Annotated in this window: 29 protein-coding genes and 4 tRNA genes; 19 read left to right on the forward strand and 14 right to left on the reverse strand. The window is 49.5% G+C overall.

The features are described from left to right. Positions 1-77: 77 nt before the first annotated feature. The 4 genes from recA to csrA all read left to right on the forward strand — a co-directional run bounded on the left by recA (position 78) and on the right by csrA (position 5,159). Positions 78-1,142, forward strand: a complete 1,065-nt coding sequence (gene recA / locus J1781_RS17965) for a recombinase RecA (protein WP_095923507.1) — start codon at positions 78-80, stop codon at positions 1,140-1,142. Positions 1,143-1,396: 254 nt separating this feature from the next. Then, positions 1,397-1,951, forward strand: a complete 555-nt coding sequence (gene recX, locus J1781_RS17970; RefSeq protein WP_238483350.1) for a recombination regulator RecX — start codon at positions 1,397-1,399, stop codon at positions 1,949-1,951. Positions 1,952-2,089: 138 nt separating this feature from the next. Continuing rightward, positions 2,090-4,717 (forward strand): alanine--tRNA ligase, encoded by a 2,628-nt coding sequence (gene alaS / locus J1781_RS17975; RefSeq protein ID WP_217233975.1) that lies wholly within the window; start codon positions 2,090-2,092, stop codon positions 4,715-4,717. 256 nt (positions 4,718-4,973) lie between these two features. Beyond that, positions 4,974-5,159: a carbon storage regulator CsrA gene (gene csrA, locus J1781_RS17980; RefSeq protein ID WP_000906486.1), complete on the forward strand. Its 186-nt coding sequence runs from the start codon at positions 4,974-4,976 to the stop codon at positions 5,157-5,159. Between the two features lie 53 nt (positions 5,160-5,212). Here csrA and J1781_RS26350 read toward each other — a convergent pair whose 3' ends face one another. After that, positions 5,213-5,335, reverse strand: a complete 123-nt coding sequence (locus J1781_RS26350) for a hypothetical protein (RefSeq protein WP_255466753.1) — start codon at positions 5,333-5,335, stop codon at positions 5,213-5,215. Between the two features lie 149 nt (positions 5,336-5,484). Between J1781_RS26350 and J1781_RS17985 the strand changes: the two genes are divergently transcribed. From J1781_RS17985 to luxS, 8 genes are all read left to right on the forward strand, one after another. Beyond that, a tRNA-Ser gene (locus tag J1781_RS17985) sits at positions 5,485-5,577 on the forward strand. An 8-nt stretch (positions 5,578-5,585) separates the two neighbouring features. Beyond that, positions 5,586-5,662, forward strand: a tRNA-Arg gene (locus tag J1781_RS17990). Positions 5,663-5,771: 109 nt separating this feature from the next. After that, positions 5,772-5,848: transfer RNA gene (locus J1781_RS17995), tRNA-Arg, on the forward strand. Between the two features lie 181 nt (positions 5,849-6,029). Beyond that, a tRNA-Arg gene (locus tag J1781_RS18000) sits at positions 6,030-6,106 on the forward strand. 320 nt (positions 6,107-6,426) lie between these two features. Continuing rightward, the gene (gene yqaB / locus J1781_RS18005) at positions 6,427-6,993 is read left to right on the forward strand and encodes a fructose-1-phosphate/6-phosphogluconate phosphatase (RefSeq protein WP_129954601.1); all 567 of its coding nucleotides are present in this window, start codon (positions 6,427-6,429) and stop codon (positions 6,991-6,993) included. Then, positions 6,990-7,418, forward strand: a complete 429-nt coding sequence (locus J1781_RS18010; RefSeq protein WP_217233976.1) for a YqaA family protein — start codon at positions 6,990-6,992, stop codon at positions 7,416-7,418. The genes yqaB and J1781_RS18010 overlap by 4 nt, the downstream gene beginning before the upstream one ends. Before the next feature lie 85 nt (positions 7,419-7,503). Next, complete coding sequence (gene gshA / locus J1781_RS18015; RefSeq protein WP_129954603.1) at positions 7,504-9,075, forward strand: glutamate--cysteine ligase; 1,572 nt, start codon at positions 7,504-7,506, stop codon at positions 9,073-9,075. Positions 9,076-9,232: 157 nt separating this feature from the next. Next, the gene (gene luxS, locus J1781_RS18020; RefSeq protein ID WP_129991587.1) at positions 9,233-9,748 is read left to right on the forward strand and encodes an S-ribosylhomocysteine lyase; all 516 of its coding nucleotides are present in this window, start codon (positions 9,233-9,235) and stop codon (positions 9,746-9,748) included. Positions 9,749-9,817: 69 nt separating this feature from the next. On the opposite strand, the gene J1781_RS18025 is transcribed toward luxS, so the two are convergent. Together J1781_RS18025 and J1781_RS18030 are read right to left on the reverse strand one after the other, a co-directional pair. Continuing rightward, positions 9,818-11,107, reverse strand: a complete 1,290-nt coding sequence (locus J1781_RS18025; RefSeq protein WP_217220888.1) for an HlyC/CorC family transporter — start codon at positions 11,105-11,107, stop codon at positions 9,818-9,820. A gap of 16 nt (positions 11,108-11,123) precedes the next feature. Next, entirely contained in the window at positions 11,124-11,915 is a 792-nt protein-coding gene (locus tag J1781_RS18030) for a cytochrome C assembly family protein (protein ID WP_129954606.1), read from the reverse strand. Positions 11,916-12,079: 164 nt separating this feature from the next. Here J1781_RS18030 and ffh point away from each other — a divergent pair, with 164 nt between their 5' ends. The 5 genes from ffh (at position 12,080) to rplS (ending at position 15,672) form a co-directional block, all read left to right on the forward strand. Beyond that, the gene (ffh, locus tag J1781_RS18035) at positions 12,080-13,441 is read left to right on the forward strand and encodes a signal recognition particle protein (RefSeq protein ID WP_129954607.1); all 1,362 of its coding nucleotides are present in this window, start codon (positions 12,080-12,082) and stop codon (positions 13,439-13,441) included. A 178-nt stretch (positions 13,442-13,619) separates the two neighbouring features. Beyond that, the gene (gene rpsP / locus J1781_RS18040) at positions 13,620-13,868 is read left to right on the forward strand and encodes a 30S ribosomal protein S16 (RefSeq protein ID WP_015689395.1); all 249 of its coding nucleotides are present in this window, start codon (positions 13,620-13,622) and stop codon (positions 13,866-13,868) included. Positions 13,869-13,886: 18 nt separating this feature from the next. After that, on the forward strand, positions 13,887-14,435 hold the full coding sequence (gene rimM / locus J1781_RS18045; protein WP_129954608.1) for a ribosome maturation factor RimM: 549 nt from the start codon (positions 13,887-13,889) through the stop codon (positions 14,433-14,435). A 67-nt stretch (positions 14,436-14,502) separates the two neighbouring features. Continuing rightward, the gene (gene trmD, locus J1781_RS18050; protein WP_013574037.1) at positions 14,503-15,276 is read left to right on the forward strand and encodes a tRNA (guanosine(37)-N1)-methyltransferase TrmD; all 774 of its coding nucleotides are present in this window, start codon (positions 14,503-14,505) and stop codon (positions 15,274-15,276) included. Positions 15,277-15,324: 48 nt separating this feature from the next. After that, positions 15,325-15,672 (forward strand): 50S ribosomal protein L19, encoded by a 348-nt coding sequence (gene rplS, locus J1781_RS18055; RefSeq protein ID WP_013574038.1) that lies wholly within the window; start codon positions 15,325-15,327, stop codon positions 15,670-15,672. A gap of 91 nt (positions 15,673-15,763) precedes the next feature. On the opposite strand, the gene J1781_RS18060 is transcribed toward rplS, so the two are convergent. From J1781_RS18060 to J1781_RS18105, 11 genes are all read right to left on the reverse strand, one after another. Further along, positions 15,764-15,943: an ogr/Delta-like zinc finger family protein gene (locus J1781_RS18060; RefSeq protein ID WP_129954609.1), complete on the reverse strand. Its 180-nt coding sequence runs from the start codon at positions 15,941-15,943 to the stop codon at positions 15,764-15,766. 71 nt (positions 15,944-16,014) lie between these two features. After that, positions 16,015-16,149, reverse strand: coding sequence for a hypothetical protein (locus J1781_RS26355; protein ID WP_268839009.1), 135 nt, complete (start codon positions 16,147-16,149; stop codon positions 16,015-16,017). Beyond that, complete coding sequence (gene lysC / locus J1781_RS18070) at positions 16,112-16,360, reverse strand: Rz1-like lysis system protein LysC (RefSeq protein WP_238483576.1); 249 nt, start codon at positions 16,358-16,360, stop codon at positions 16,112-16,114. Before lysC ends, J1781_RS26355 begins: the two co-directional genes overlap by 38 nt. Further along, positions 16,245-16,670, reverse strand: coding sequence for an Rz-like lysis system protein LysB (lysB, locus tag J1781_RS26215; protein WP_129991577.1), 426 nt, complete (start codon positions 16,668-16,670; stop codon positions 16,245-16,247). The genes lysC and lysB overlap by 116 nt, the downstream gene beginning before the upstream one ends. Beyond that, entirely contained in the window at positions 16,671-17,180 is a 510-nt protein-coding gene (locus J1781_RS18075) for a lysozyme (protein WP_217138223.1), read from the reverse strand. Continuing rightward, a complete protein-coding gene (locus J1781_RS18080) occupies positions 17,161-17,382 on the reverse strand; it encodes an HP1 family phage holin (protein ID WP_015695945.1) in 222 nt (73 codons plus the stop codon). Before J1781_RS18080 ends, J1781_RS18075 begins: the two co-directional genes overlap by 20 nt. Continuing rightward, positions 17,373-17,576 carry a tail protein X gene (locus J1781_RS18085; protein ID WP_129991575.1) on the reverse strand — a complete coding sequence of 68 codons (204 nt, stop codon included), beginning with the start codon at positions 17,574-17,576 and terminating at the stop codon, positions 17,373-17,375. The genes J1781_RS18080 and J1781_RS18085 overlap by 10 nt, the downstream gene beginning before the upstream one ends. A 212-nt stretch (positions 17,577-17,788) precedes the next feature. Next, positions 17,789-17,983 carry a hypothetical protein gene (locus J1781_RS18090; protein ID WP_129991574.1) on the reverse strand — a complete coding sequence of 65 codons (195 nt, stop codon included), beginning with the start codon at positions 17,981-17,983 and terminating at the stop codon, positions 17,789-17,791. A gap of 276 nt (positions 17,984-18,259) precedes the next feature. Then, positions 18,260-18,442, reverse strand: coding sequence for a hypothetical protein (locus J1781_RS26220; RefSeq protein WP_238483569.1), 183 nt, complete (start codon positions 18,440-18,442; stop codon positions 18,260-18,262). A gap of 187 nt (positions 18,443-18,629) precedes the next feature. Further along, a complete protein-coding gene (locus J1781_RS18100) occupies positions 18,630-18,851 on the reverse strand; it encodes a TraR/DksA C4-type zinc finger protein (RefSeq protein WP_129954613.1) in 222 nt (73 codons plus the stop codon). Then, complete coding sequence (locus J1781_RS18105) at positions 18,848-19,126, reverse strand: DUF5347 family protein (RefSeq protein ID WP_217233978.1); 279 nt, start codon at positions 19,124-19,126, stop codon at positions 18,848-18,850. Before J1781_RS18105 ends, J1781_RS18100 begins: the two co-directional genes overlap by 4 nt. A gap of 132 nt (positions 19,127-19,258) precedes the next feature. Between J1781_RS18105 and J1781_RS18110 the strand changes: the two genes are divergently transcribed. Together J1781_RS18110 and J1781_RS18115 are read left to right on the forward strand one after the other, a co-directional pair. Next, the gene (locus tag J1781_RS18110) at positions 19,259-19,849 is read left to right on the forward strand and encodes a helix-turn-helix domain-containing protein (protein ID WP_217233979.1); all 591 of its coding nucleotides are present in this window, start codon (positions 19,259-19,261) and stop codon (positions 19,847-19,849) included. 290 nt (positions 19,850-20,139) lie between these two features. Further along, the gene (locus J1781_RS18115; RefSeq protein WP_129954616.1) at positions 20,140-21,216 is read left to right on the forward strand and encodes a 3-deoxy-7-phosphoheptulonate synthase; all 1,077 of its coding nucleotides are present in this window, start codon (positions 20,140-20,142) and stop codon (positions 21,214-21,216) included. Positions 21,217-21,219 lie beyond the last annotated feature (3 nt).

A 21,219-nucleotide genomic window follows, 5' to 3' on the forward strand; every position in this document is an offset into this window, starting at 1 on the left:
TACTGCCAATTACCTGTACATAAATTATATTCAATGATGCAGGCGGGATGTTCCCCTGTATCAGACGAGGAGTAAAAATGGCTATTGATGAGAACAAGCAAAAAGCGTTAGCTGCAGCACTGGGCCAGATCGAAAAGCAATTCGGTAAAGGCTCCATCATGCGTCTGGGGGAAGATCGCTCCATGGACGTCGAAACGATCTCTACCGGCTCTTTGTCTCTGGATATCGCGTTAGGTGCTGGCGGCTTGCCAATGGGCCGTATTGTTGAAATTTATGGTCCTGAATCGTCCGGTAAAACCACACTGACCTTGCAGGTTATCGCGGCTGCACAGCGTGAAGGCAAAACCTGTGCGTTCATCGATGCAGAACATGCGCTGGACCCTATCTACGCTAAAAAACTGGGTGTAGATATTGATAACCTGCTGTGTTCACAGCCAGATACCGGAGAGCAGGCGCTCGAAATCTGTGATGCGCTGACCCGTTCAGGTGCCGTTGACGTTATCATCGTTGACTCTGTGGCAGCACTGACACCAAAAGCTGAAATCGAAGGCGAAATTGGTGACTCTCATATGGGCCTTGCAGCACGTATGATGAGCCAGGCAATGCGTAAGCTTGCCGGTAACCTGAAAAACGCCAACACCCTGCTGATCTTCATCAACCAGATCCGTATGAAAATCGGCGTAATGTTCGGTAACCCGGAAACGACTACCGGCGGTAATGCCCTGAAATTCTACGCCTCTGTACGTCTGGATATCCGTCGTATTGGTGCTATCAAAGAAGGTGATGTGGTTGTCGGTAGCGAAACGCGTGTGAAAGTTGTAAAGAACAAAATCGCAGCGCCATTTAAGCAAGCTGAATTCCAGATCATGTACGGCGAAGGTATCAATATCAACGGCGAACTGATCGACCTGGGCGTGAAGCACAAACTGATCGAGAAAGCCGGTGCCTGGTACAGCTACAACGGTGAGAAGATTGGTCAGGGTAAAGCAAACTCTTGCAACTACCTTAAAGAAAACCCGAAAGTCGCTGCAGAGCTGGACAAAAAACTGCGTGATATGTTGCTGAGCGGTACCGGTGAGCTGAGTGCTGCGACCACTGCTGAAGATGCTGACGACAATATGGAAACCAGCGAAGAATTTTAATTTCGCGGTTGTCTGACAGAGACATTTGAAGGCAGGGGATAGTTATCCGTGACTTTCAGAAGTCGTTAAAATGCCAGTCTGGTTTCCAGACTGGCATTTTGCATATCAGGGGAAACCTTATGCACGATGAAAAAGCGCCCAATGAAAAAATTATCGACCTGAAAAAACTGCTGGAAGAAGTGGCGCAGAACAGTGAGTCCACGCTGTTTGAGCCCCCAAAAAAAGAGGGTGATGCGGCTAAAATCAACACGCTGATGAACCGCGCTATGCGTTTGCTTTCTCAGCGTGATCACGGTGAAGCCGAGTTGCGTCGTAAGTTGCTCACTCCACCGATGCCTTTTGTTAAACCTCAGAATAAGAAAAACAGTGGGTTATCGCGTAAAAAGCCGGAGCAAAGTGCATTTGCTGACGAAGAAGCGGTGAGAGGTAAACCTGAGCCACGGCCTGTGCCAGAAGCCATTTCGGAAGAACATGTGCAGGCGGTGATTGATTACTGCTATCAACATCATTGGCTCGATGATGCCAAATTTGCCAGCCGCTATATCTCTGGTCGCAGTCACAAAGGTTACGGTGCGGTGCGCATTCGTTCGGAATTACTGCAAAAAGGTGTCGATAAAGAAATCATCACCGTGGCGCTGGAAAATACTGATGTTGACTGGTGTGTTCTGGCACGGGATTTAGCAGTCAGGAAATTTGGTGAAAATTTACCGACCGACTGGAAGGAAAAATCGAAAGTTCTGCGTTATTTACTCTATCGGGGCTTCTTTCAGGAAGAAATACAGTCTATTTATCGCGATTTTGACGATTGACCGCATACGGTATTTTACTTCCCCGCGCAGAAATTTTATCTTATCCGCACTTTTTCGTTCGTGAGCTGTACAGATTGCTGTCATATACAGCGTTATCCGGCTCAAGAGCCGTTCTTCCAGCATGATTCCGGGACATTTATGAGCAAGAGCACCGCTGAGATCCGTCAAGCGTTTCTCGATTTCTTCCATAGTAAGGGACACAACATTGTTTCAAGCAGTTCGCTTGTCCCGACAAACGATCCGACACTGTTGTTTACCAATGCCGGGATGAACCAATTTAAAGACGTTTTCCTCGGTCTGGATAAGCGCGATTACAACCGCGCCACCACGTCTCAGCGTTGTGTACGTGCGGGCGGTAAGCATAATGACCTCGAAAATGTCGGCTATACCGCACGTCATCATACCTTCTTCGAGATGCTGGGTAACTTCAGCTTCGGTGATTACTTTAAGCACGATGCCATCAACTACGCCTGGGAATTACTGACCGGCGAAAAGTGGTTCAACCTGCCGAAAGAGAAGCTGTGGGTCACCGTCTATGAGACTGATGACGAAGCTTTCGACATCTGGGAGAAAGAAGTCGGCGTTCCAAAAGAACGTATTATCCGCATTGGCGATAATAAAGGCGGTGCATTCGCTTCTGATAACTTCTGGCAGATGGGCGATACCGGTCCGTGCGGCCCTTGTACTGAGATATTCTATGATCATGGCGATCACATCTGGGGCGGCCCTCCGGGTTCTGCTGAAGAAGATGGCGACCGTTATATAGAAATCTGGAACCTGGTGTTCATGCAGTTCAACCGTCAGGCTGACGGCACGATGTTGCCTCTGCCAAAACCATCTGTAGATACCGGGATGGGGCTTGAGCGTATCACGGCGGTTATGCAGCATGTGAACTCCAACTACGATATCGACCTGTTCCAGAAACTGATCGCGGCAGTGGCAGACGTCACTGGCGCGACCGATCTGACCAACAAATCACTGCGCGTTATTGCTGACCATATCCGTTCATGTGCATTCCTGATTGCGGACGGTGTGATCCCATCGAATGAAAACCGTGGCTATGTGCTGCGTCGTATCATTCGTCGTGCAATCCGTCACGGCAATATGCTGGGCGCGAAGGACACTTTCTTCTACAAACTGGTTGCTCCGCTGATTGAAGTTATGGGTCCGGCTGCGACGGAACTTAAAGAACAGCAGGCGATGGTTGAGCAACTGCTGAAAACCGAAGAAGAACAGTTTGCCCGTACCCTGGAACGTGGACTGGCGTTGCTGGACGAAGAATTGTCCGCATTGGAAGGCGACACTCTGGACGGCGAAATTGCTTTCCGTTTGTATGACACCTTTGGTTTCCCGCTGGATCTGACTGCTGACGTATGCCGGGAGCGTAATCTGAAAGTGGATGAGGCCGGTTTCGAAAAAGCGATGGACGTTCAACGCCGCCGTGCGCGTGAGTCCAGTGGTTTCAGCGCGGACTATAACAGCATGGTGCGTGTTGATGGCGTCACTCAGTTCTCCGGTTACGAACATCTGCAGCGCCATTCCAAAGTCGTGGCGTTGTTTGTCGATGGTCAGCCCGTGAATGATATTCAGGCTGGCGTTAATGCTATTGTGGTTCTGGATGATACGCCGTTTTACGGTGAGTCTGGTGGCCAGGTGGGTGATAAAGGCGTTCTGAAAACGGCTGCTGGCATCTTCTCTGTTTCTGATACCCAGAAATATGGTAAAGCGATCGGCCATCAGGGCGCACTGAACGCGGGTAAACTGAGTGTCGGCGACAGTGTCGAAGCAGAAGTTGATGCCGCACGCCGTGACCGCATCCGTCTGAACCACTCTGCAACGCACTTGCTGCATGCTGCGCTGCGTCAGGTGCTGGGCAGGCATGTGGCTCAGAAAGGCTCTCTGGTTAACGATAACTATCTGCGTTTCGACTTCTCGCATTTTGAAGCAATGAAACCAGAAGAAATCCGTCAGGTAGAAGATCTGGTGAATGCTCAGATCCGTCGCAATTTGCCTATCCAGACCACCATCATGGATCTGGACGAAGCGAAAGAAAAAGGGGCAATGGCGCTGTTTGGTGAGAAGTATGAAGACAGCGTTCGTGTACTGAGCATGGGGGATTTCTCTACCGAATTGTGTGGCGGTACGCACGCCAGCCGTACTGGCGATATCGGTTTGTTCCGTATTCAGAGTGAATCCGGTACTGCAGCTGGTGTTCGTCGTATTGAAGGGATTACCGGTGAAAACGCGATTAATGCACTGCATCAGCAAAGCGATTTGCTCCAGGATGTGGCGCATTTGGTGAAAGGCGATGTGAACAGCATCACCGATAAAATCCGTTCTTTGATTGAACGTTCACGTGTACTGGAAAAAGAACTTCAGCAGGTGAAAGGTCAGCAAGCCGCGCAGGAAAGTGCCTCACTGTCCAGCCAGGCGAAAGAAGTGAAAGGGGTTAAGCTGTTGGTTCGTCAACTGGATAACGTAGAGCCTAAAATTCTGCGTACGATGGTTGATGACCTGAAAAATCAGCTGGGATCAGTGATTATCGTTCTGGCAACCATTGCTGATGATAAAGTCAGCCTGATTGCTGGTGTCACGAAAGATCTGACCGATCGTGTTAAAGCCGGTGAGCTGATTGCTTCTGTGGCACAGCAGGTCGGTGGAAAGGGCGGCGGTCGTCCAGATATGGCTCAGGCAGGCGGCAGTGATGTGCAGGCATTACCTGCCGCTCTGGCGACGGTTGAAGCCTGGGTTGAAGCTAAGCTGTAATAAGAAATAAATAGCTAACCATGAAAACGCCATAATCTATTGTGCTGTATGGCGTTTTCAGTCTTAATGGCGCTGTAAGCTTCGCGATTAAAGTCGCGACAATGATGATATCGGCTAAACTTAAAGTACACATGGCTGAAGTTGCAGGCTGCTTACATTTTATGTAGGGGTCATGGCTTACGTTTTACCCGCTTATGATCGATAATGGCCGGGAAACTGAGAGACCCGACTCTTTTAATTATTCAAGGAGCAAAGAATGCTTATTCTAACTCGCCGAGTTGGTGAAACCCTCATGATTGGCGATGAGGTTACTGTTACCGTTTTAGGTGTTAAAGGTAATCAGGTGCGCATTGGTGTGAATGCGCCGAAAGAGGTCTCTGTTCACCGTGAAGAGATTTATCAGCGTATTCAGGCTGAAAAGTCTCAACAGTCGAGTTACTGATTTACGAGGCGTCTCGCTAATGGCGAGGCGCTGAACCTCTTTTATGTGTCTTATCACTTATCCCTCCTTCGTTTCCCTGCATTTTCTTTTTTAATTTCTTCCTGTGTTTTATCTCCCGTGTTGTCTTTTCCTGAAAATGAAGGCGTTTTTTTCGCGTTCACGGTCATTTTTTGCATTCAAACTGCTCAGGTTGCGCGTGAAATGTCCAAACGGGTGATTGTTAGGAAAAAAGGGTTTGACTTATAAGGGCCAGAAAGTAATATGTGCGCCACGCAGTGCCGATGAGCTTGAACAAAGTTAGTCAGCACACTCGAAAGAGGCGTATGGTGAGGTGGCCGAGAGGCTGAAGGCGCTCCCCTGCTAAGGGAGTATGCGGTCAAAAGCTGCATCCGGGGTTCGAATCCCCGCCTCACCGCCATTTAAAATGCACCCATAGCTCAGCTGGATAGAGTACTCGGCTACGAACCGAGCGGTCGGAAGTTCGAATCTTCCTGGGTGCACCATACTTTCCTGAACGTATGTTGATTTGCAATCAAATGAGCGTGACGGGCAAACGCAAAAGCGGATGCAGTAAGGAAAATGGTCAGGTAAATCTGCAGTAAGAATCAAAATGCACCCATAGCTCAGCTGGATAGAGTACTCGGCTACGAACCGAGCGGTCGGAAGTTCGAATCTTCCTGGGTGCACCATATTTTGTGTATGTTGAAGCGATGATAAGATTTTACATTGTCCTCAACATGCAGATAGCACGAAGGAAGATAACGTTGCTGAAGCAACGGCCCGCAGGGCGAGGCGATAGCCGAGTAATCTTCCTGGGTGCACCATTCTTTCTCTAAGTATTTCCCGAAAAAAAATCAGTATTACCCCCCTGCACCCATAGCTCAGCTGGATAGAGTACTCGGCTACGAACCGAGCGGTCGGAAGTTCGAATCTTCCTGGGTGCACCATATTCTAAACATGTTTGAGCGACGGCTTTCGTATAGAGTCCTCCGGCATGAAGGTAGCACGAAGGAAAATAACGTTGCTTTAGCAACGGCCCGCAGAGCGAGGCCCTGCCGAGTAATCTTCCTCGGTGCACCAGATTAGAAAACCCGCTTCGGCGGGTTTTTTGCTTTTTACATTTCGCAGCTGTTTCTCCCTCTTCTTTTTCATTTTTCTGGCCTTTCTGACGTGTTCGTATGTGCTGTGTACGTGGACAAAATGCGACTTTCTACAGACTTTGCGATAAAGTAGTTTTCCAGTTTTTTCGTGATCACGGAGCATCCCGATGTACGATCGATACGAAGGGCTAATATTTGATATGGATGGCACCATATTGGATACCGAACCTACGCACCGTAAGGCATGGCATCAGGTATTGACCAAATACAATATGCAGTTTGATGTCGCATCCATGGTTGCTCTGAATGGTTCTCCGACCTGGCACATCGCCAGGTTTGTTATAGACAGTAATAATGTTGAGATGGATCCCCATCTTCTTGCAGCTGAGAAAACGGCTGCAGTGCAGGAAATGTTACTCGATACCGTGCGGCCTTTACCGCTAATTGATGTCGTCAAATCCTATCATGGGCGCCGGCCAATGGCGGTAGGAACAGGCAGCGAGCACTGGATGGCGGATGCATTGTTACGACATTTAGGATTGCGCGATTACTTTGATGCGATTGTAGGTGCCAACGATGTGAAGAACCACAAACCGGCACCGGACACGTTTTTGCGCTGTGCGGAGCTGATCGGCGTGCCTCCTGAAAAATGTGTCGTCTTTGAAGATGCAGATTTCGGTATTGAGGCAGCAAAACGCGCCAATATGGATTTTGTGGACGTACGTAAGCTGTGAGTAGCGCCCTGGCGCTGGCTTCCTTATTCGGCAGCAGCTTTTTAAGCGCCACATTACTGCCTGGAAATTCAGAAGTTTTATTAGTGGCTTTATTGTCAGCTGGCAGCGCAATGCCAGCTGCACTGGTTTTGTCTGCATCTGTTGGCAATACCTTAGGCGGCATAACCAACGTCATCATCGGACGCTTTCTGCCACAGCTTAAGCCTCAGCGTGGACTCAATATTGCACGAGGCTGGCTGAAGCGCTTCGGACCCCCGGCATTATTGCTAAGTTGGTTACCGGTGATGGGTGATGTGTTGTGTGTATTAGCAGGTTGGCTGCGAATGCCGTGGGGGCCTGTAGTCTTTTTCATGCTTATCGGAAAAGCGGTGCGTTACATACTTTTGACTTTTGTAACGCTGGAGGGGCTCTCATGGTTCGGTTAGATTGGCATCAGCTATCAATTATGGTCACATCTATGCAGATTCAGTATGCTTGCAAATTAATGGTTTCACCGAACGGGAGGTCAATTTGATCCCGGATGTATCTCAGGCGCTTTCCTGGCTGGAAGCCCACCCTCAGGCATTAAAAGGTATTCGTCGTGGTATCGAGCGTGAAACGCTTCGGGTTAATCCTGATGGTTCATTAGCGACGACGGGACACCCGGAATCTTTAGGTTCAGCTCTGACGCATCGCTGGATCACCACCGATTTTGCTGAAGCCTTATTAGAATTCATTACGCCCGTCGATGACAATATTGAACATCTGATGGCGTTTCTGCGTGATATTCATCGTCACGTGGCCCGTGAGCTTGGTGACGAGCGTATGTGGCCGTTCAGCATGCCGTGCTTTATCGAATCAGGGCAGGATATTGAACTGGCACAATATGGCGCCTCGAATGTCGGGCGTTTCAAGACGCTTTATCGCGAAGGCCTGAAAAACCGCTATGGCGCACTGATGCAGGTAATTTCCGGCATCCATTACAATTTTTCGTTGCCAATGACGTTTTGGCAGGAGCGGTTGGGTGTTACCGATACCGAAAGCGGGAAAGAGGCCATCTCTGCAGGTTATTTCAAACTCATCCGAAACTATTACCGTTTTGGTTGGGTGATCCCGTATCTGTTTGGTGCGTCGCCTGCAATCTGTTCCTCATTCCTGAAAGGCCGTGTAACGGATCTGCCTTTTGAATATACCGAAGGCGGTTTGTGTTATCTGCCTTATGCGACATCGTTGCGCCTGAGTGATTTAGGGTATACGAATAAGTCGCAGAGCAATCTGGGTATCACTTTTAATGATCTGAACACCTATGTTCAGGGTGTGAAGAAAGCGATCCGCACACCGTCTGCTGAATATGCGGAAATGGGGGTGAAAAAGGACGGCAAGTATCTCCAGCTGAACACCAATGTGTTACAGATTGAGAACGAACTTTATGCGCCAATCCGGCCTAAGCGCGTCACCAAATCGGGTGAAACCCCTTCGGATGCGCTGATGCGCAGCGGGATTGAATACATTGAAGTCCGTTCGCTGGACGTTAATCCGTTCTCGCCAGTCGGTATCGATGCAACCCAGGCGCGTTTCCTGGATCTGTTTTTGGTATGGTGTGCTTTAGCCGATGCGCCGGAAATGAACAGTGATGAGTTGCTTTGTACGCGCAAAAACTGGAACCGCGTCATCCTTGAAGGGCGTAAACCGGGTCAGACAATTGGTATTGGGTGTAACGATGAACGTCAGCCATTAGCCAGCGTCGGCAAAGCATTGTTTGCTGATCTGAATCGGGTGGCTCAGGTCATGGATAATCAAAACGGTGATCATCTTTACCAGGATGTGTGTAAAGAGTTAGCTGCTGCGTTTGATGATCCTGAACTGACTTATTCTGCCCGCATCCTCAAAGATCTGAAACAGCAGGGCCTCGGTAACCTCGGGCTGGACTTGGCGGAAAAATATCGGCAGATGCTGGTGAGTGAACCGCTGGAAGTGTTGGATGAAAGTGCCCTGCTGGCTGAGCAGGATGGTTCATGGCAGCGTCAGCGCAACCTGGAAGCCAGTGATAAGCTAAGCTTTGAAGAATACCTGGCTGCAAATGCAGGCAGTAGTGATAAGTAGAAAAGAAAAAGGCCACAATTAATGTGGCCAAATAAACATCTCTGTTTACAGGGATGATGATAACAAATGCGCGTCTTTCACTAATTAAGACCCGCATGCTGGGAAAAGGTTTCCTGAGTTCGCAAAAAAAATTAATTTATTTAGGAGAGGTGACGATATGCCACTGTTGGATAGCTTTACCGTAGACCATACCCGTATGGCAGCACCTGCTGTTCGCGTCGCAAAAACCATGAATACCCCGCACGGGGATACCATCACTGTGTTCGATCTGCGTTTCTGCCGCCCGAACATTGAAGTGATGCCGGAACGTGGTATCCATACGCTTGAGCACCTGTTTGCGGGTTTCATGCGTAATCATCTGAACGGTAACGGTGTGGAAATCATTGATATTTCTCCGATGGGTTGCCGTACCGGTTTTTACATGAGCCTGATCGGTGTGCCGGAAGAGCAACGGGTTGCTGACGCCTGGAAAGCAGCAATGGCTGACGTTCTGAAAGTGAAAGAACAGCGCCAGATCCCAGAGCTGAATGAATACCAGTGCGGGACTTACGAAATGCATTCCCTGCAGGAAGCCCAGGAAATCGCACAACACATTATCGATCATGATGTTGTCGTGAACCGTAACGATGATCTGGCTCTGCCAAAAGAGAAATTGTCTGAACTGCACATCTAGTTTTTAGTTGGTGTTGATGACAAAAAAGACGCGAAGTTCGCGTCTTTTTTATGTCTGAAATTCAGAAGGTTAGTGCTGATTTACAGTGCTTTGCAACGGTTGTAATGGCCGGACCTGCACCTGTTTAATCATGTTGTCATGTACATCCAGGATCTCAACTTCATAATCTTCAATGCGCAGGCTGGTTCCGATTGTCGGGATCTCTTCCAGTACTTCCAGCAGCATGCCGTTGATCGTTCTTGCTTCTTCGGCGGGAAGATGCCAGTTAAAGGCTTTATTCAGTTCCCGCACGTTCGCACTGCCTTCAATCAGCACTGAACCATCGCTTTGTGGCGTGACTTCTTCAGCCAGCGTCGGTGACATTGAGGTTGTGAAATCGCCGACGATTTCTTCGAGGATATCCTCAACCGTGACCAGCCCCTGAATATCACCGTATTCATCAACCACGATGCCCACTTTCTTTTTATTCCGCTGGAATTTTACCAACTGAATGTTCAGCGGGGTGCCTTCCGGAATGTAGTAAATCTCATCAGCGGCGCGCAGCAGATTTTCTTTGGTAAACTCTTTTTTCTCGGTCATCAGGCGATAAGCTTCGCGCAAACGCAACATCCCAATTGCGTCGTCGAGTGAGTCCCGATAAAGCACAATACGGCCATGAGGCGAGTGAGTAAGCTGACGAATAATCGACTTCCAGTCGTCGTTGATATCAATACCAACGATTTCATTGCGCGGCACCATGATGTCATCAACAGAAACTTTCTCCAGATCAAGCACGGAAAGCAGCATGTCCTGATTTCGGCGCGAGATATTGGAGCGAGACTCGTTCACGATGGTACGCAGTTCTTCTTTACTGACGGCATCACTGAGGCTGGTGGTGGTTTTGATGCCGAACATTCTCATCAGCAAACGCGAGAGACTGTTAAGGATCCACACCAGCGGCATCATAATGGTCTGCAGCGGACGCAACAAAATGCTGCTCGGGAAGGCGATACGTTCAGGATTCAGTGCGGCAAATGTTTTAGGCAGCACTTCTGCAAACAGCAGAACGACAAATGTCAGGACGCCCGTGGCAATTGCCACACCGGCATCGCCGTACAGACGGATACCCACAATGGTTGCCAGAGCGGAAGCAAGGATGTTGACCAGATTGTTGCCGATAAGTACCAGGCTTATCAGCTGATCCGGGCGTTTTAACAGCTTTTCGACGCGCCGCGCCGCGCGGTTACCTTGTTTAGCCAGGTGACGTAACCGGTAACGGTTGAGTGTCATCATACCGGTTTCGGAGGCTGAAAAATAAGCCGAAACCACCACCATGATGATCAATGTGATGATCAGGGTTGTTGTTGAGACGTGCTCCAACGGGTATTCCTTTTAATTAATGAACCATGATTTGCTGGATCAGGCGACTGCCAAAATAGGCAAGGGTCAATAGGATGGCGCCCGCCATGCTGAACCATACCACGCGACGGCCACGCCAGCCTTCGTGATAATGGCCCCACAGCAGGACGATATAAACGAACCATGCCAGTATCGATAAGACGGCCTTGTCGATATTCTCCGGGCTGAACAGGTTGTTCAGATACAGTAATCCGGTGCACAGCGTCAGTGTCAGTAAAATCACGCCAATCTGGGTGATGTGAAAAAGTTTGCGTTCAATACTCATCAGCGGCGGCATATCAGCCGTAAACGTCAGGCGTTTATTCTTCAGCTGATAATCCAGCCATGCCAGCTGCAACGCATAAAGAGCGGCAATCATCAGCGTAGCATAAGAGAATAATGCCAGGCCGATATGTACCAGTAAGCCTTTGCTTTCCTCAAGGTGCGTGATGAACTCACCCGGAAGAAACGTCACGAACGCCAGATTGATCAGCGAAAAACTGTAAACAATAGGCAAAACGAACCAGCCGCGATTGCGCGAGGCGACGATGGTCATTACCGTTCCGATGATTAAACTGACTACCGAGCCGATATTGACCAGGCTGAGGTTCTGGCCGGTGCTGACATCAAAAATACGCTGCTGCAACGCCACGGCGTGGCAAACCAGTGCCACCACAACAGACATCAGTGCTAAGCGCCGGTATGCGCTGTTCTTCCGGATGATGCTCGGAATAATCAGTGCAAGGCTGAACAGATAGGCCAACATGGCGACGAGAGCAAAAACTGACATAGCGTTTCGGTTGCATCGAAAAGTGAATGAGAACCGCAGTATAACGTTACCCGCGTCACGCTCCAACCTATCTGAGATGCCAAAGCAGAGATCGTCCGCACTTCGTGTTATAATCCCGCAATTACGTCGCAAAAGCGGCCTGTCATTACGTTGAGCAAGAGACGATGTTTGAGAATTTAAGCGATCGATTGTCGCGCACACTGCGCAATATCAGCGGCCGCGGGCGGCTGACCGAAGAGAATATCAAAGAGACATTACGTGAAGTGCGTATGGCGTTACTGGAAGCGGACGTTGCGCTGCCGGTCGTACGTGACTTCATCAACCGGGTGAAGGAAAGCGCTGTTGGCCATGAGGTCAATAAGAGCCTGACGCCGGGTCAGGAATTCGTCAAAATTGTCCAGAAAGAACTGGAAACCGCGATGGGTGAGGCTAACACCGAACTCAACTTAGCGGCACAGCCTCCGGCTGTGGTGCTGATGGCAGGTTTACAAGGTGCCGGTAAAACAACCAGCGTCGGTAAGCTGGCGAAGTTCCTGAAAGAAAAGAAAAAGAAAAAAGTACTGGTCGTGTCCGCCGACGTTTATCGCCCTGCGGCGATCAAGCAGCTGGAAACCCTGGCGCAACAAGTTGAAGTGGATTTCTTCGCGTCTGACGCGCAGGAAAAACCGGTTGATATCGTTAACCGTGCCCTGCAGCAGGCGAAACTGAAATTCTACGACGTGTTGATTGTCGATACTGCCGGTCGTTTACACGTCGACGAAGCGATGATGGACGAAATCAAACAGGTACATGCCGCGATTAATCCGGTGGAAACCTTGTTTGTTGTCGATGCCATGACCGGTCAGGATGCTGCGAATACCGCAAAAGCGTTCAACGAAGCGCTGCCGCTGACCGGTGTGATCCTGACGAAAGTGGATGGTGATGCCCGTGGCGGTGCTGCGCTGTCGATTCGTCATATCACCGGCAAACCGATCAAATTCCTGGGTATGGGTGAAAAAACCGATGCACTGGAGCCGTTCCATCCGGATCGTATTGCCTCCCGTATTCTGGGCATGGGCGACGTTCTCTCTCTTATCGAAGACATTGAGAGTAAAGTTGACCGCGCGCAGGCGGAAAAACTGGCCAGCAAACTCAAAAAAGGCGACGGCTTTGACCTGACCGATTTCCTCGAGCAGCTCAAGCAAATGCGTAATATGGGTGGCATGGCGAGTATGATGAGCAAACTGCCGGGTGTCGGTCAGTTGCCGGATAACGTCAAATCCCAGATGGATGACAAAGTGCTGGTGCGGATGGAAGCGATCATCAATTCGATGACGCTGAAAGAGCGCGCTAAGCCAGAGATTATTAAAGGTTCCCGCAAGCGTCGTATCGCGATGGGTTCCGGCATGCAGGTGCAGGACGTCAACCGCTTACTTAAGCAGTTCGACGATATGCAGCGCATGATGAAGAAAATGAAGAGTGGCGGCATGGCGAAAATGATGCGTGGCATGAAAGGTATGATGCCACCGGGTTTCCCTGGCCGTTAATCGACGTCACTGCCTATATATCAGCCATATAGGCGGCTCATGCAAAATGGTGGCTAAGGTTTCTACGCTTTAGATTGCTTTTTGCGCCAAAATGAGTAAAATTTTCGGGCTTTTTATATTGCAACCAGACCCCGTTCCCCGATGGGGTCTGGTTGTTTTATTAACTAAAGAGGATGTTATGGTAACAATTCGTTTAGCACGTGGCGGCGCAAAAAAGCGTCCGTTTTATCAAGTAGTAGTGACCGACAGCCGCAACGCTCGTGACGGTCGTTTCATCGAACGCGTAGGTTTCTTCAACCCATTGGCTTCTGGCCAGGCTGAAGCACTGCGTATGGATCTGGACCGTGTTGCCCATTGGGTTGGTCTGGGTGCTACCGTTTCTGATCGCGTTTCTGCGCTGATCAAAGACGCTAAGAAAGCAGCTTAATCTGTCGCGGTGGTGGCAATGAGCAAGCAATCCAATCCAGTGGTACCCGCTGAGCCGTTAGTCCTTGGCAAAATGGGTTCAACATACGGCATTCGTGGTTGGCTCAGAGTGTTTTCATCCACCGAAGACGCTGAAAGCATCTTTGACTACCAGCCCTGGTTTATCCAGCGTGCCGGTAAATGGCAAGTTGTCGAGCTGGAAGGCTGGAAACGCCATACTCAGGACCTGATTATCAAAGTCAAAGGCGTTGATGATCGGGATGCGGCGAATCTTCTGACCAATTGCGAAATTGTTGTCGATTCAAAGCAACTGCCTCCACTGGAGGACGGTGACTACTACTGGAAAGACCTTTTTGGTTGCCAGGTAGTGACAACTTCCGGTTACGAACTGGGCAAAATCATCGATATGATGGAAACCGGTTCTAACGATGTGATGGTAGTTAAAGCCAACCTGAAAGATGCCTTCGGACTCAAGGAGCGGTTGATTCCGTTCCTCGATGGGCAGGTTATCAAGAAAGTCGATCTCACTACTCGCACTGTTGAAGTAGATTGGGATCCTGGTTTTTGACCTCCGTAGTGTTTACTCATGTAAACAAGGTCTGGTTGAGCGGTCAAACATTTGGAAGGGGTAGGCTATGTGGATCGGTATAATTAGCCTGTTTCCTGAAATGTTCCGCGCAATTACGGATTACGGGGTAACTGGCCGGGCAGTTAAGAATGGCCTGTTGAGCGTAAATTGCTGGAGTCCACGTGATTTCGCATACGATCGACATCGTACCGTGGATGAGCGCCCTTACGGCGGTGGTCCCGGAATGCTGATGATGGTGCAACCCTTACGGGAAGCCATTCATGCAGCAAAAGCAGCGGCAGGCGAAGGTGTGAAAGTGATTTATCTTTCACCTCAGGGGCGCAAGCTGGATCAAACCGGTGTTTGCGAACTGGCGGCTCATCAGAAAATTATTCTGGTTTGTGGCCGTTATGAAGGGATCGATGAGCGCATAATCAAAACCGAAATTGATGAAGAATGGTCAATTGGCGATTATGTTCTTAGCGGTGGAGAGTTGCCGGCAATGACTCTGATTGATTCAGTTTCCCGTTTTATACCGGGTGTTCTGGGTCGTCAGGCTTCAGCAGAAGAAGATTCTTTCGCTGACGGATTGTTGGATTGTCCCCATTATACCCGCCCTGAAGTGTTGGAAGGCATGGAGGTACCGCCAGTTTTACTGTCGGGAAATCATGCTGATATACGTCGCTGGCGCCTGAAACAGTCGCTGGGTCGAACCTGGCTTAGAAGACCTGAACTTCTGGAAAACCTAGCTCTGACTGACGAGCAAGAGGTGTTGCTAAGAGAGTTCCAAAAGGAACATCGGCTTAGTCAACAAAACTATGAAGGGAACGCCAAAGCATAACGCGAGGCCGTCCCGATATATCAGTTTACCTAGGGTAAGAGACATATTATGAGCAATATCATTAAACAAATCGAACAAGAGCAGATGAAGCAAGACGTACCTGCATTCCGTCCAGGTGATTCTCTGGAGATTAAGGTATGGGTCGTTGAAGGTTCTAAAAAGCGTCTGCAGGCATTCGAGGGCGTGGTTATCGCTATTCGTAACCGCGGTCTGCACTCTGCATTCACTGTTCGCAAAATTTCTAACGGCGAAGGTGTTGAGCGTGTATTCCAGACTCACTCCCCGGTAATCGACAGCATTACTGTTAAACGCCGTGGCGCCGTTCGTAAAGCTAAACTGTACTACCTGCGTGAGCGTACTGGTAAGTCTGCTCGTATTAAAGAGCGTCTTAACTAAGGTATCGCTAACGCGACATCTACTAGTTAATATAGAACAAGGGGTTAGCCATCGGCTAACCCCTTTTTTTGCATCAATGACCACATATTGGCTACGCAGCAGAAGGCTGGCTACCCGGCTTTGAGATAACCCTGGCGACCGATTCATGCGTAGCAAACGTGCAACTGCATTCAATATTCTGGCACTGATGATAGCGTTCTTTTGTTGATTCACTCAGATAACGGCTTGAGCGTGTATGGGCGACCTTTCCACAAAGCGGACAATGCATCATAAAAACCTCCGGCATGACAGGTAAGCGATGAGGTCATTATGAAACCCATGACTTGCAAAAGCAAGTTGATATTATGAAATTGAAGATTTATAGGTCGTATATGCAACATAAGGCTTCAGATTCAACATGGTAGCAAAACCTTTCTCATTGATTTCGTGCAGAGCTGAATCAATGAGCCGTTGTTGCAACTGAATCGGTTTTTGCATGTTGTGCCTCCTGACACGTTTTGATGGCTTCAATTTGTAAGCCGCAATCCATCAGCGCAGATTCCAGCTGAAGAATATCGGCACTCAGGTCCTGGTTAGTGGCGGGATGACTGGCCGGTATCGGGCAGGAACTCACTGCCGGACAGCCAACGTAAATAATCGCTGGCGGAGCTGAAGGCGGGGCGCTGGTGCAGCCGGCTAATATCAGCAGGCAACCCGTTGTCAGCCCACTGACGGGTTTGCGAATTTTCATAGAGGCTCCTCAGCCTTTGTTGTTCACGGGCTTGCATCACCTGTTGAGCGGCGCTCAGGTTTTTGCGTAATGACAGTTCCGCCTGTTCACGCTGACGCATTTGTTGGTTTAACAGGATGATCAACTGCTCCCGTTGATGTAACTGTGTGCTCAGGGCATCACGTTGCTGACGGCTCTTATCGAGGTCGTGCTGTAATGAGCGGTTGGAAAGTATCAACATGGCAACCAGCAAAGTCATTGCGGCCAGAACGGCCAGAAATATGCGCATTCATATCCCTTTCAGGCAGAGGGCACGTTCGGCGTTTCGCCTGCGTTCCAGACCCCGGTTGCGTTCGCCATTGACGAAAACCCACCGTGGCAGCTGATCACAGGCTTGTCGCCATTGCCATTTGTTGATGAAAAACGCCAGTGTTGATCTACACGCGGCACCGGTACCGACGTTAAAACTGAAGGACACCACAGCATCAAAAACCGGTTGAGGCATCGTGACCGGCATGCATTTTTTGATGGCACGCTCGGTTTGCTGAATATCGGCCAGCAGGTTTTCAGCGGCCTGATGTTCAGTTATTTCCCGTGCCGGTTTAACGCCTGCCGTATGGCCAATACCGCTGGTCCATACCCCGGCGCTGCACTGATAGGGTTGCAGCTGACAGCCTTCAAAGTCGGTGATCAGCCGCAATCCTTCTTCCGACACCTGCAATGACAGGTAGCCCGGCAATGCCGCCATCAGCCCTAACACGACGGCAACGCTGCAGCGTTTAAGAGTTGAGGTTTTCATAGTCGTCTTTGCTCAGGCTTTTACGTGCCAGCAACTGGTAGCTTTTGCGCCGGTAGTACCAGTTGATCAAAAACGTGCCGACACCCACTGCTGAGCCGATCAGAAAGGCAACATCTTGCGAGGTCAGACTGGCAAGCCAGGTCAGCGAGGTGGCTATAAAATAGGCACAGCCTGAACTGATGCGTTCTGTATTCAGTCCCATAATTTGAGAACCTCCTGTACGGGTTGTTCTGCTATGTCTGGCATATCGACGGCTGTGCCATGGGGTAATAACGGGCCTAAATCCGCGATGCCAGTATTGGCGGCATACACTTTTTCGACGACGGACGCCGTGCGGTTGTAATAGCGCCAGCATAGGGAATCGAGGGTATCGCCCTGTTGTGCATAAATTTTCATGGGTTTTTCTCCGCAAGTGAATGAAATCGTCAGGGGGTGAGTTCAGTCTGCGTAATAGCACGCCGGGAGACAATCTGAGAGGGGTGTGAAACGGCTGGCACAACAGATAAGCAGGCAGTGAAGACAGGGAGAGGGCGGGGCGCTTACTCCGGAGGGAAACCGGTCGGGCAAGCGCCAGCAATGTTGATGACTACCGCTGCGGAGTCTGGCAATCAGTGGGTGTCGTCAGCGCTCCCGTTGCAATACACAGCGTCCTGATTTTCGTCAGTCAGCGCCTGGCTGGCCAGCTCTGAGATCAGTGACATCACGACCAGAAATTCTTTTGGATTGCATTGCGCCGTCTGCGAAATGTCTGCGATCAATTGTATCCTGGACAACGTTAGCTGTTGTTTAGTCAGGTTTTCCATTTTCTCCCCTCGCCAGATACTGTGTTTATATACAGTATTCTTTAATTGATGTAATACGTCAACAGTCAGGGTATTTCAAAATTTATAATTCATTGAATTTATGCATGAATTTTTATTGGCGTGGTTTTTGTATCAATTCAGACCGTCATCATTAGGTCGGGAGGCGGTTAAACGTTTCTTCTTCCATGAGTAGCTTTTGCGAGATTTGACGATTCAGATTGTTTCTCGCGTTGACCTGTTTAATACGCGGCCACAAGCGTTGTGTGAAAACTGTCATCAGGAAATGAAACGCAGCGCGACCCCTTTTGTTTCCAGCAAAAAGGTATATCGCTGATATAAAAGTGTTCGCAGGCAACGGGGCAGCGTTGCCAGCTGAGAAAGCGCTGTTTGCTGGCGCTGACAAAAATCACGAGTCAGGGGCTTTTCCAGCGGACTGCTGAGCGCCGCGCGGGGGGGCATTCCACCACCAGCCGCCCGGGAAACCTTGCCCGGCTCTCCGGTTAAGCGCGGGCGGCGGTAAAGCAATTGTTCTGCCTGTGATATTATCTGTCATACTGGCTTTTCCAAAAATGAAATATGGGAAGCCTTCCGGAAATAATATTATTCCCAGTGAGTTGATTAATTTGAATGGTGTTAATTCAGCTGTTTATACTGGCCGGTAATTCTTTCTTTTGAGTTCTTCAATTTCCTGACATTCAATACATCGCTGTACACCTGAGATGATGTTCCTGCGTTGTTCCGGGATGGAAGCTTCGCAATCCACACAGAACAAGGCCGACGGTTCAGGCTGTGTGCGGGTTGCCTTTGATATTTGCGCTTCAAGTACTCTCAGTTGGTATTCCTGTGATTCATCTATCCAGTCGGTCATGAATAAAGTTCTCCTGTAAATATCGTCATGAAATGGCGAAGGGATAATAAAGCCTGAGTAATTTTCAATTGCTCTTCGTCACTTAATTGTGAATAAGTCAGAAAAGTATGATGTTGTTTAAAGCCAGCATGAAAAAATAATGTGGTTTTCAATTTTTCTGGGGCCTGATCAAAAATAACCTCAACCCGACTTTTATTCCGGGGGAAATAGGTTTCTTTCAGATGAGCGATATGGTGCAGGCCGGCCTGGCGCTGCTGCTCCGTTCCTAAAAACATCGCATCTCCTTATTTCTCCACGACGCCGTAAATTTGGTATCATGGTCGTCTGTCGGTACATTACATAATCAATCTAAGCTTGCATTTGCGAGTTGTCAAGATGATATTTACAGATTCAGGAGTTTTCGCCAGATGCAATTAGATGAACTTGAAGGTGGAAAAGCTGTTCTGACGCGTATGCTTCAGGCTTACGGCTTTAGCATGCAGAAGGAACTGGGGGATCTGTATGGATTGTCATCTGGCACGATAAGTACTTGGGTAAGAAGGGATTATTTCCCCGGTGATGTTGTCGTCGCCTGTGCGCTGGATACCGGTGTCTCGTTGCGCTGGCTGGCAACGGGCAAAGGTACGATGCAAGATGCCAATGCTTCAGCTGCCGGGGTAGCAGGTGAAATCCACCAGCTTAAAAAATTAAGATTGCGTGGCGGCACGCTTGAGGAAGAAGGCCTCTGGGCTGTTGACCCGTCACTGCTGGACGATTCGCTGGCACAGCCTGCGTATATAGTGAAGGGCAACCATTCGTGGATTATCGATCTGGGCAGTACGCATCCCGGCAATGGCCGCTGGCTGCTGGATATCGATGGTGACCTGGATGTTTACGATGTGGCCCGCATTCCAGGTAACCGCCTGAAGGTGAGCCGTCAGGAAAGTCATTTCGAATGCGGTGTTGATGAAGTGACTGCTTTAGGGCAGGTGTTTATTACTCTGGATCGTAACCTGTAGATTTCTCTTCCTCAGCAACATCTGCGTTGCTGAGGCTATTCCCAATCTCGTCCTCACTCCTCCTCTCTTAATGATTACGGCCTCTGCGGATAAATCGTATGTAACAATTACGGTACAGTCATTTCGATCCTGACGCCCTTTATGTAAATAAAACTTTCCATAAAGTGTCTTATTGCCGTCAATTGGTAATTTTATGTTTACAATTAAGGCTTGCTAAGTTTACGCGCTGTGTTAATGTTGTCCGCAGATGCCGCCGTGGCAACCCCTTTTCCTTATAACGGAACACGATCATGCAAAAAGATGCCCTGAATAATGTTCACATCACTGCTGAACAAATCCTTATCACTCCTGAAGAGCTGAAAAACCGTTTTCCTTTGAGTGTCAGTGATGAAAACAGTATTTCCGAAGCTCGTAAAACCATCGCGGATATCGTCCATGGTCGTGATCCTCGTCTTCTGGTGGTATGTGGCCCGTGTTCGATTCATGATGTTGATGCAGCGCTGGATTACGCACGTCACCTGAAAACCCTGGCGGCGGAACTGAGTGATCGTTTGTACATCGTCATGCGCGTGTACTTTGAAAAACCGCGCACGACTGTTGGCTGGAAAGGGTTGATTAACGATCCGCACATGGATGGGACGTTTGATGTGGAAGCGGGTCTGCACATTGCCCGTGATTTACTGCTGCAACTGGTCGGCATGGGGTTGCCGCTGGCGACAGAAGCGCTGGATCCCAACAGCCCGCAATACTTAGGCGATCTGTTCAGCTGGTCAGCGATCGGTGCGCGTACCACAGAATCGCAAACACACCGGGAAATGGCGTCTGGTTTGTCAATGCCGGTGGGCTTCAAGAATGGGACTGACGGCAGCCTGGGCACAGCGATCAATGCGATGCGTGCGGCAGAAATGGCGCACCGCTTTGTGGGGATCAATCAGGCTGGTCAGGTTTGTTTGCTGCAGACTCAGGGCAACCCGGACGGACATGTTATTTTACGCGGCGGCAAAACGCCAAACTACAGCGAACTTGATGTGCAGGCTTGTGAAAAACAGATGGCCGATGCGGGACTCCGTCCTTCCTTGATGATAGATTGCAGTCACGGTAACTCAAACAAAGACTATCGTCGCCAGCCTGTTGTGGCTCAGTCCGTCATCGACCAGATTAAAGCCGGCAACCGTTCTATCACGGGGCTGATGCTGGAAAGTCATCTGAATGAAGGCAGCCAGTCTTCTGAACAACCGCGTTCAGAAATGAAATACGGTGTGTCTGTCACGGATGCCTGCATTAACTGGGAAACGACGGAAAGCCTGCTGCGCAGGATGCATCAGGAACTGGGCGACGCGCTGGCGACACGAATCGCAGGAGAGTAAGTT

The sequence above is a fragment of the Rahnella perminowiae genome (assembly GCF_019049695.1).
Lineage (GTDB): Bacteria > Pseudomonadota > Gammaproteobacteria > Enterobacterales > Enterobacteriaceae > Rahnella > Rahnella perminowiae.

Bases quoted from the DNA above. Each gene is read 5' to 3' on its own strand.
- J1781_RS18090 (WP_129991574.1), bottom strand. From the start codon at position 17,983: ATGGAAAACCTGACTAAACAACAGCTAACGTTGTCCAGGATACAATTG.
- J1781_RS26355 (WP_268839009.1), bottom strand. From the start codon at position 16,149: ATGCAAAAACCGATTCAGTTGCAACAACGGCTCATTGATTCAGCTCTG.
- rimM (WP_129954608.1), top strand. From the start codon at position 13,887: ATGAGCAAGCAATCCAATCCAGTGGTACCCGCTGAGCCGTTAGTCCTT.
- recA (WP_095923507.1), top strand. From the start codon at position 78: ATGGCTATTGATGAGAACAAGCAAAAAGCGTTAGCTGCAGCACTGGGC.
- J1781_RS18075 (WP_217138223.1), bottom strand. From the start codon at position 17,180: ATGAAAACCTCAACTCTTAAACGCTGCAGCGTTGCCGTCGTGTTAGGG.
- trmD (WP_013574037.1), top strand. From the start codon at position 14,503: ATGTGGATCGGTATAATTAGCCTGTTTCCTGAAATGTTCCGCGCAATT.
- J1781_RS26220 (WP_238483569.1), bottom strand. From the start codon at position 18,442: ATGCCCCCCCGCGCGGCGCTCAGCAGTCCGCTGGAAAAGCCCCTGACT.
- J1781_RS18030 (WP_129954606.1), bottom strand. From the start codon at position 11,915: ATGTCAGTTTTTGCTCTCGTCGCCATGTTGGCCTATCTGTTCAGCCTT.
- J1781_RS18110 (WP_217233979.1), top strand. From the start codon at position 19,259: ATGCAATTAGATGAACTTGAAGGTGGAAAAGCTGTTCTGACGCGTATG.
- alaS (WP_217233975.1), top strand. From the start codon at position 2,090: ATGAGCAAGAGCACCGCTGAGATCCGTCAAGCGTTTCTCGATTTCTTC.
- J1781_RS26350 (WP_255466753.1), bottom strand. From the start codon at position 5,335: ATGCAAAAAATGACCGTGAACGCGAAAAAAACGCCTTCATTTTCAGGA.
- ffh (WP_129954607.1), top strand. From the start codon at position 12,080: ATGTTTGAGAATTTAAGCGATCGATTGTCGCGCACACTGCGCAATATC.
- lysB (WP_129991577.1), bottom strand. From the start codon at position 16,670: ATGCGCATATTTCTGGCCGTTCTGGCCGCAATGACTTTGCTGGTTGCC.
- rpsP (WP_015689395.1), top strand. From the start codon at position 13,620: ATGGTAACAATTCGTTTAGCACGTGGCGGCGCAAAAAAGCGTCCGTTT.
- J1781_RS18060 (WP_129954609.1), bottom strand. From the start codon at position 15,943: ATGATGCATTGTCCGCTTTGTGGAAAGGTCGCCCATACACGCTCAAGC.
- J1781_RS18105 (WP_217233978.1), bottom strand. From the start codon at position 19,126: ATGTTTTTAGGAACGGAGCAGCAGCGCCAGGCCGGCCTGCACCATATC.
- recX (WP_238483350.1), top strand. From the start codon at position 1,397: ATGAACCGCGCTATGCGTTTGCTTTCTCAGCGTGATCACGGTGAAGCC.
- csrA (WP_000906486.1), top strand. From the start codon at position 4,974: ATGCTTATTCTAACTCGCCGAGTTGGTGAAACCCTCATGATTGGCGAT.
- rplS (WP_013574038.1), top strand. From the start codon at position 15,325: ATGAGCAATATCATTAAACAAATCGAACAAGAGCAGATGAAGCAAGAC.
- J1781_RS18100 (WP_129954613.1), bottom strand. From the start codon at position 18,851: ATGACCGACTGGATAGATGAATCACAGGAATACCAACTGAGAGTACTT.
- J1781_RS18085 (WP_129991575.1), bottom strand. From the start codon at position 17,576: ATGAAAATTTATGCACAACAGGGCGATACCCTCGATTCCCTATGCTGG.
- luxS (WP_129991587.1), top strand. From the start codon at position 9,233: ATGCCACTGTTGGATAGCTTTACCGTAGACCATACCCGTATGGCAGCA.
- J1781_RS18115 (WP_129954616.1), top strand. From the start codon at position 20,140: ATGCAAAAAGATGCCCTGAATAATGTTCACATCACTGCTGAACAAATC.
- yqaB (WP_129954601.1), top strand. From the start codon at position 6,427: ATGTACGATCGATACGAAGGGCTAATATTTGATATGGATGGCACCATA.
- J1781_RS18080 (WP_015695945.1), bottom strand. From the start codon at position 17,382: ATGGGACTGAATACAGAACGCATCAGTTCAGGCTGTGCCTATTTTATA.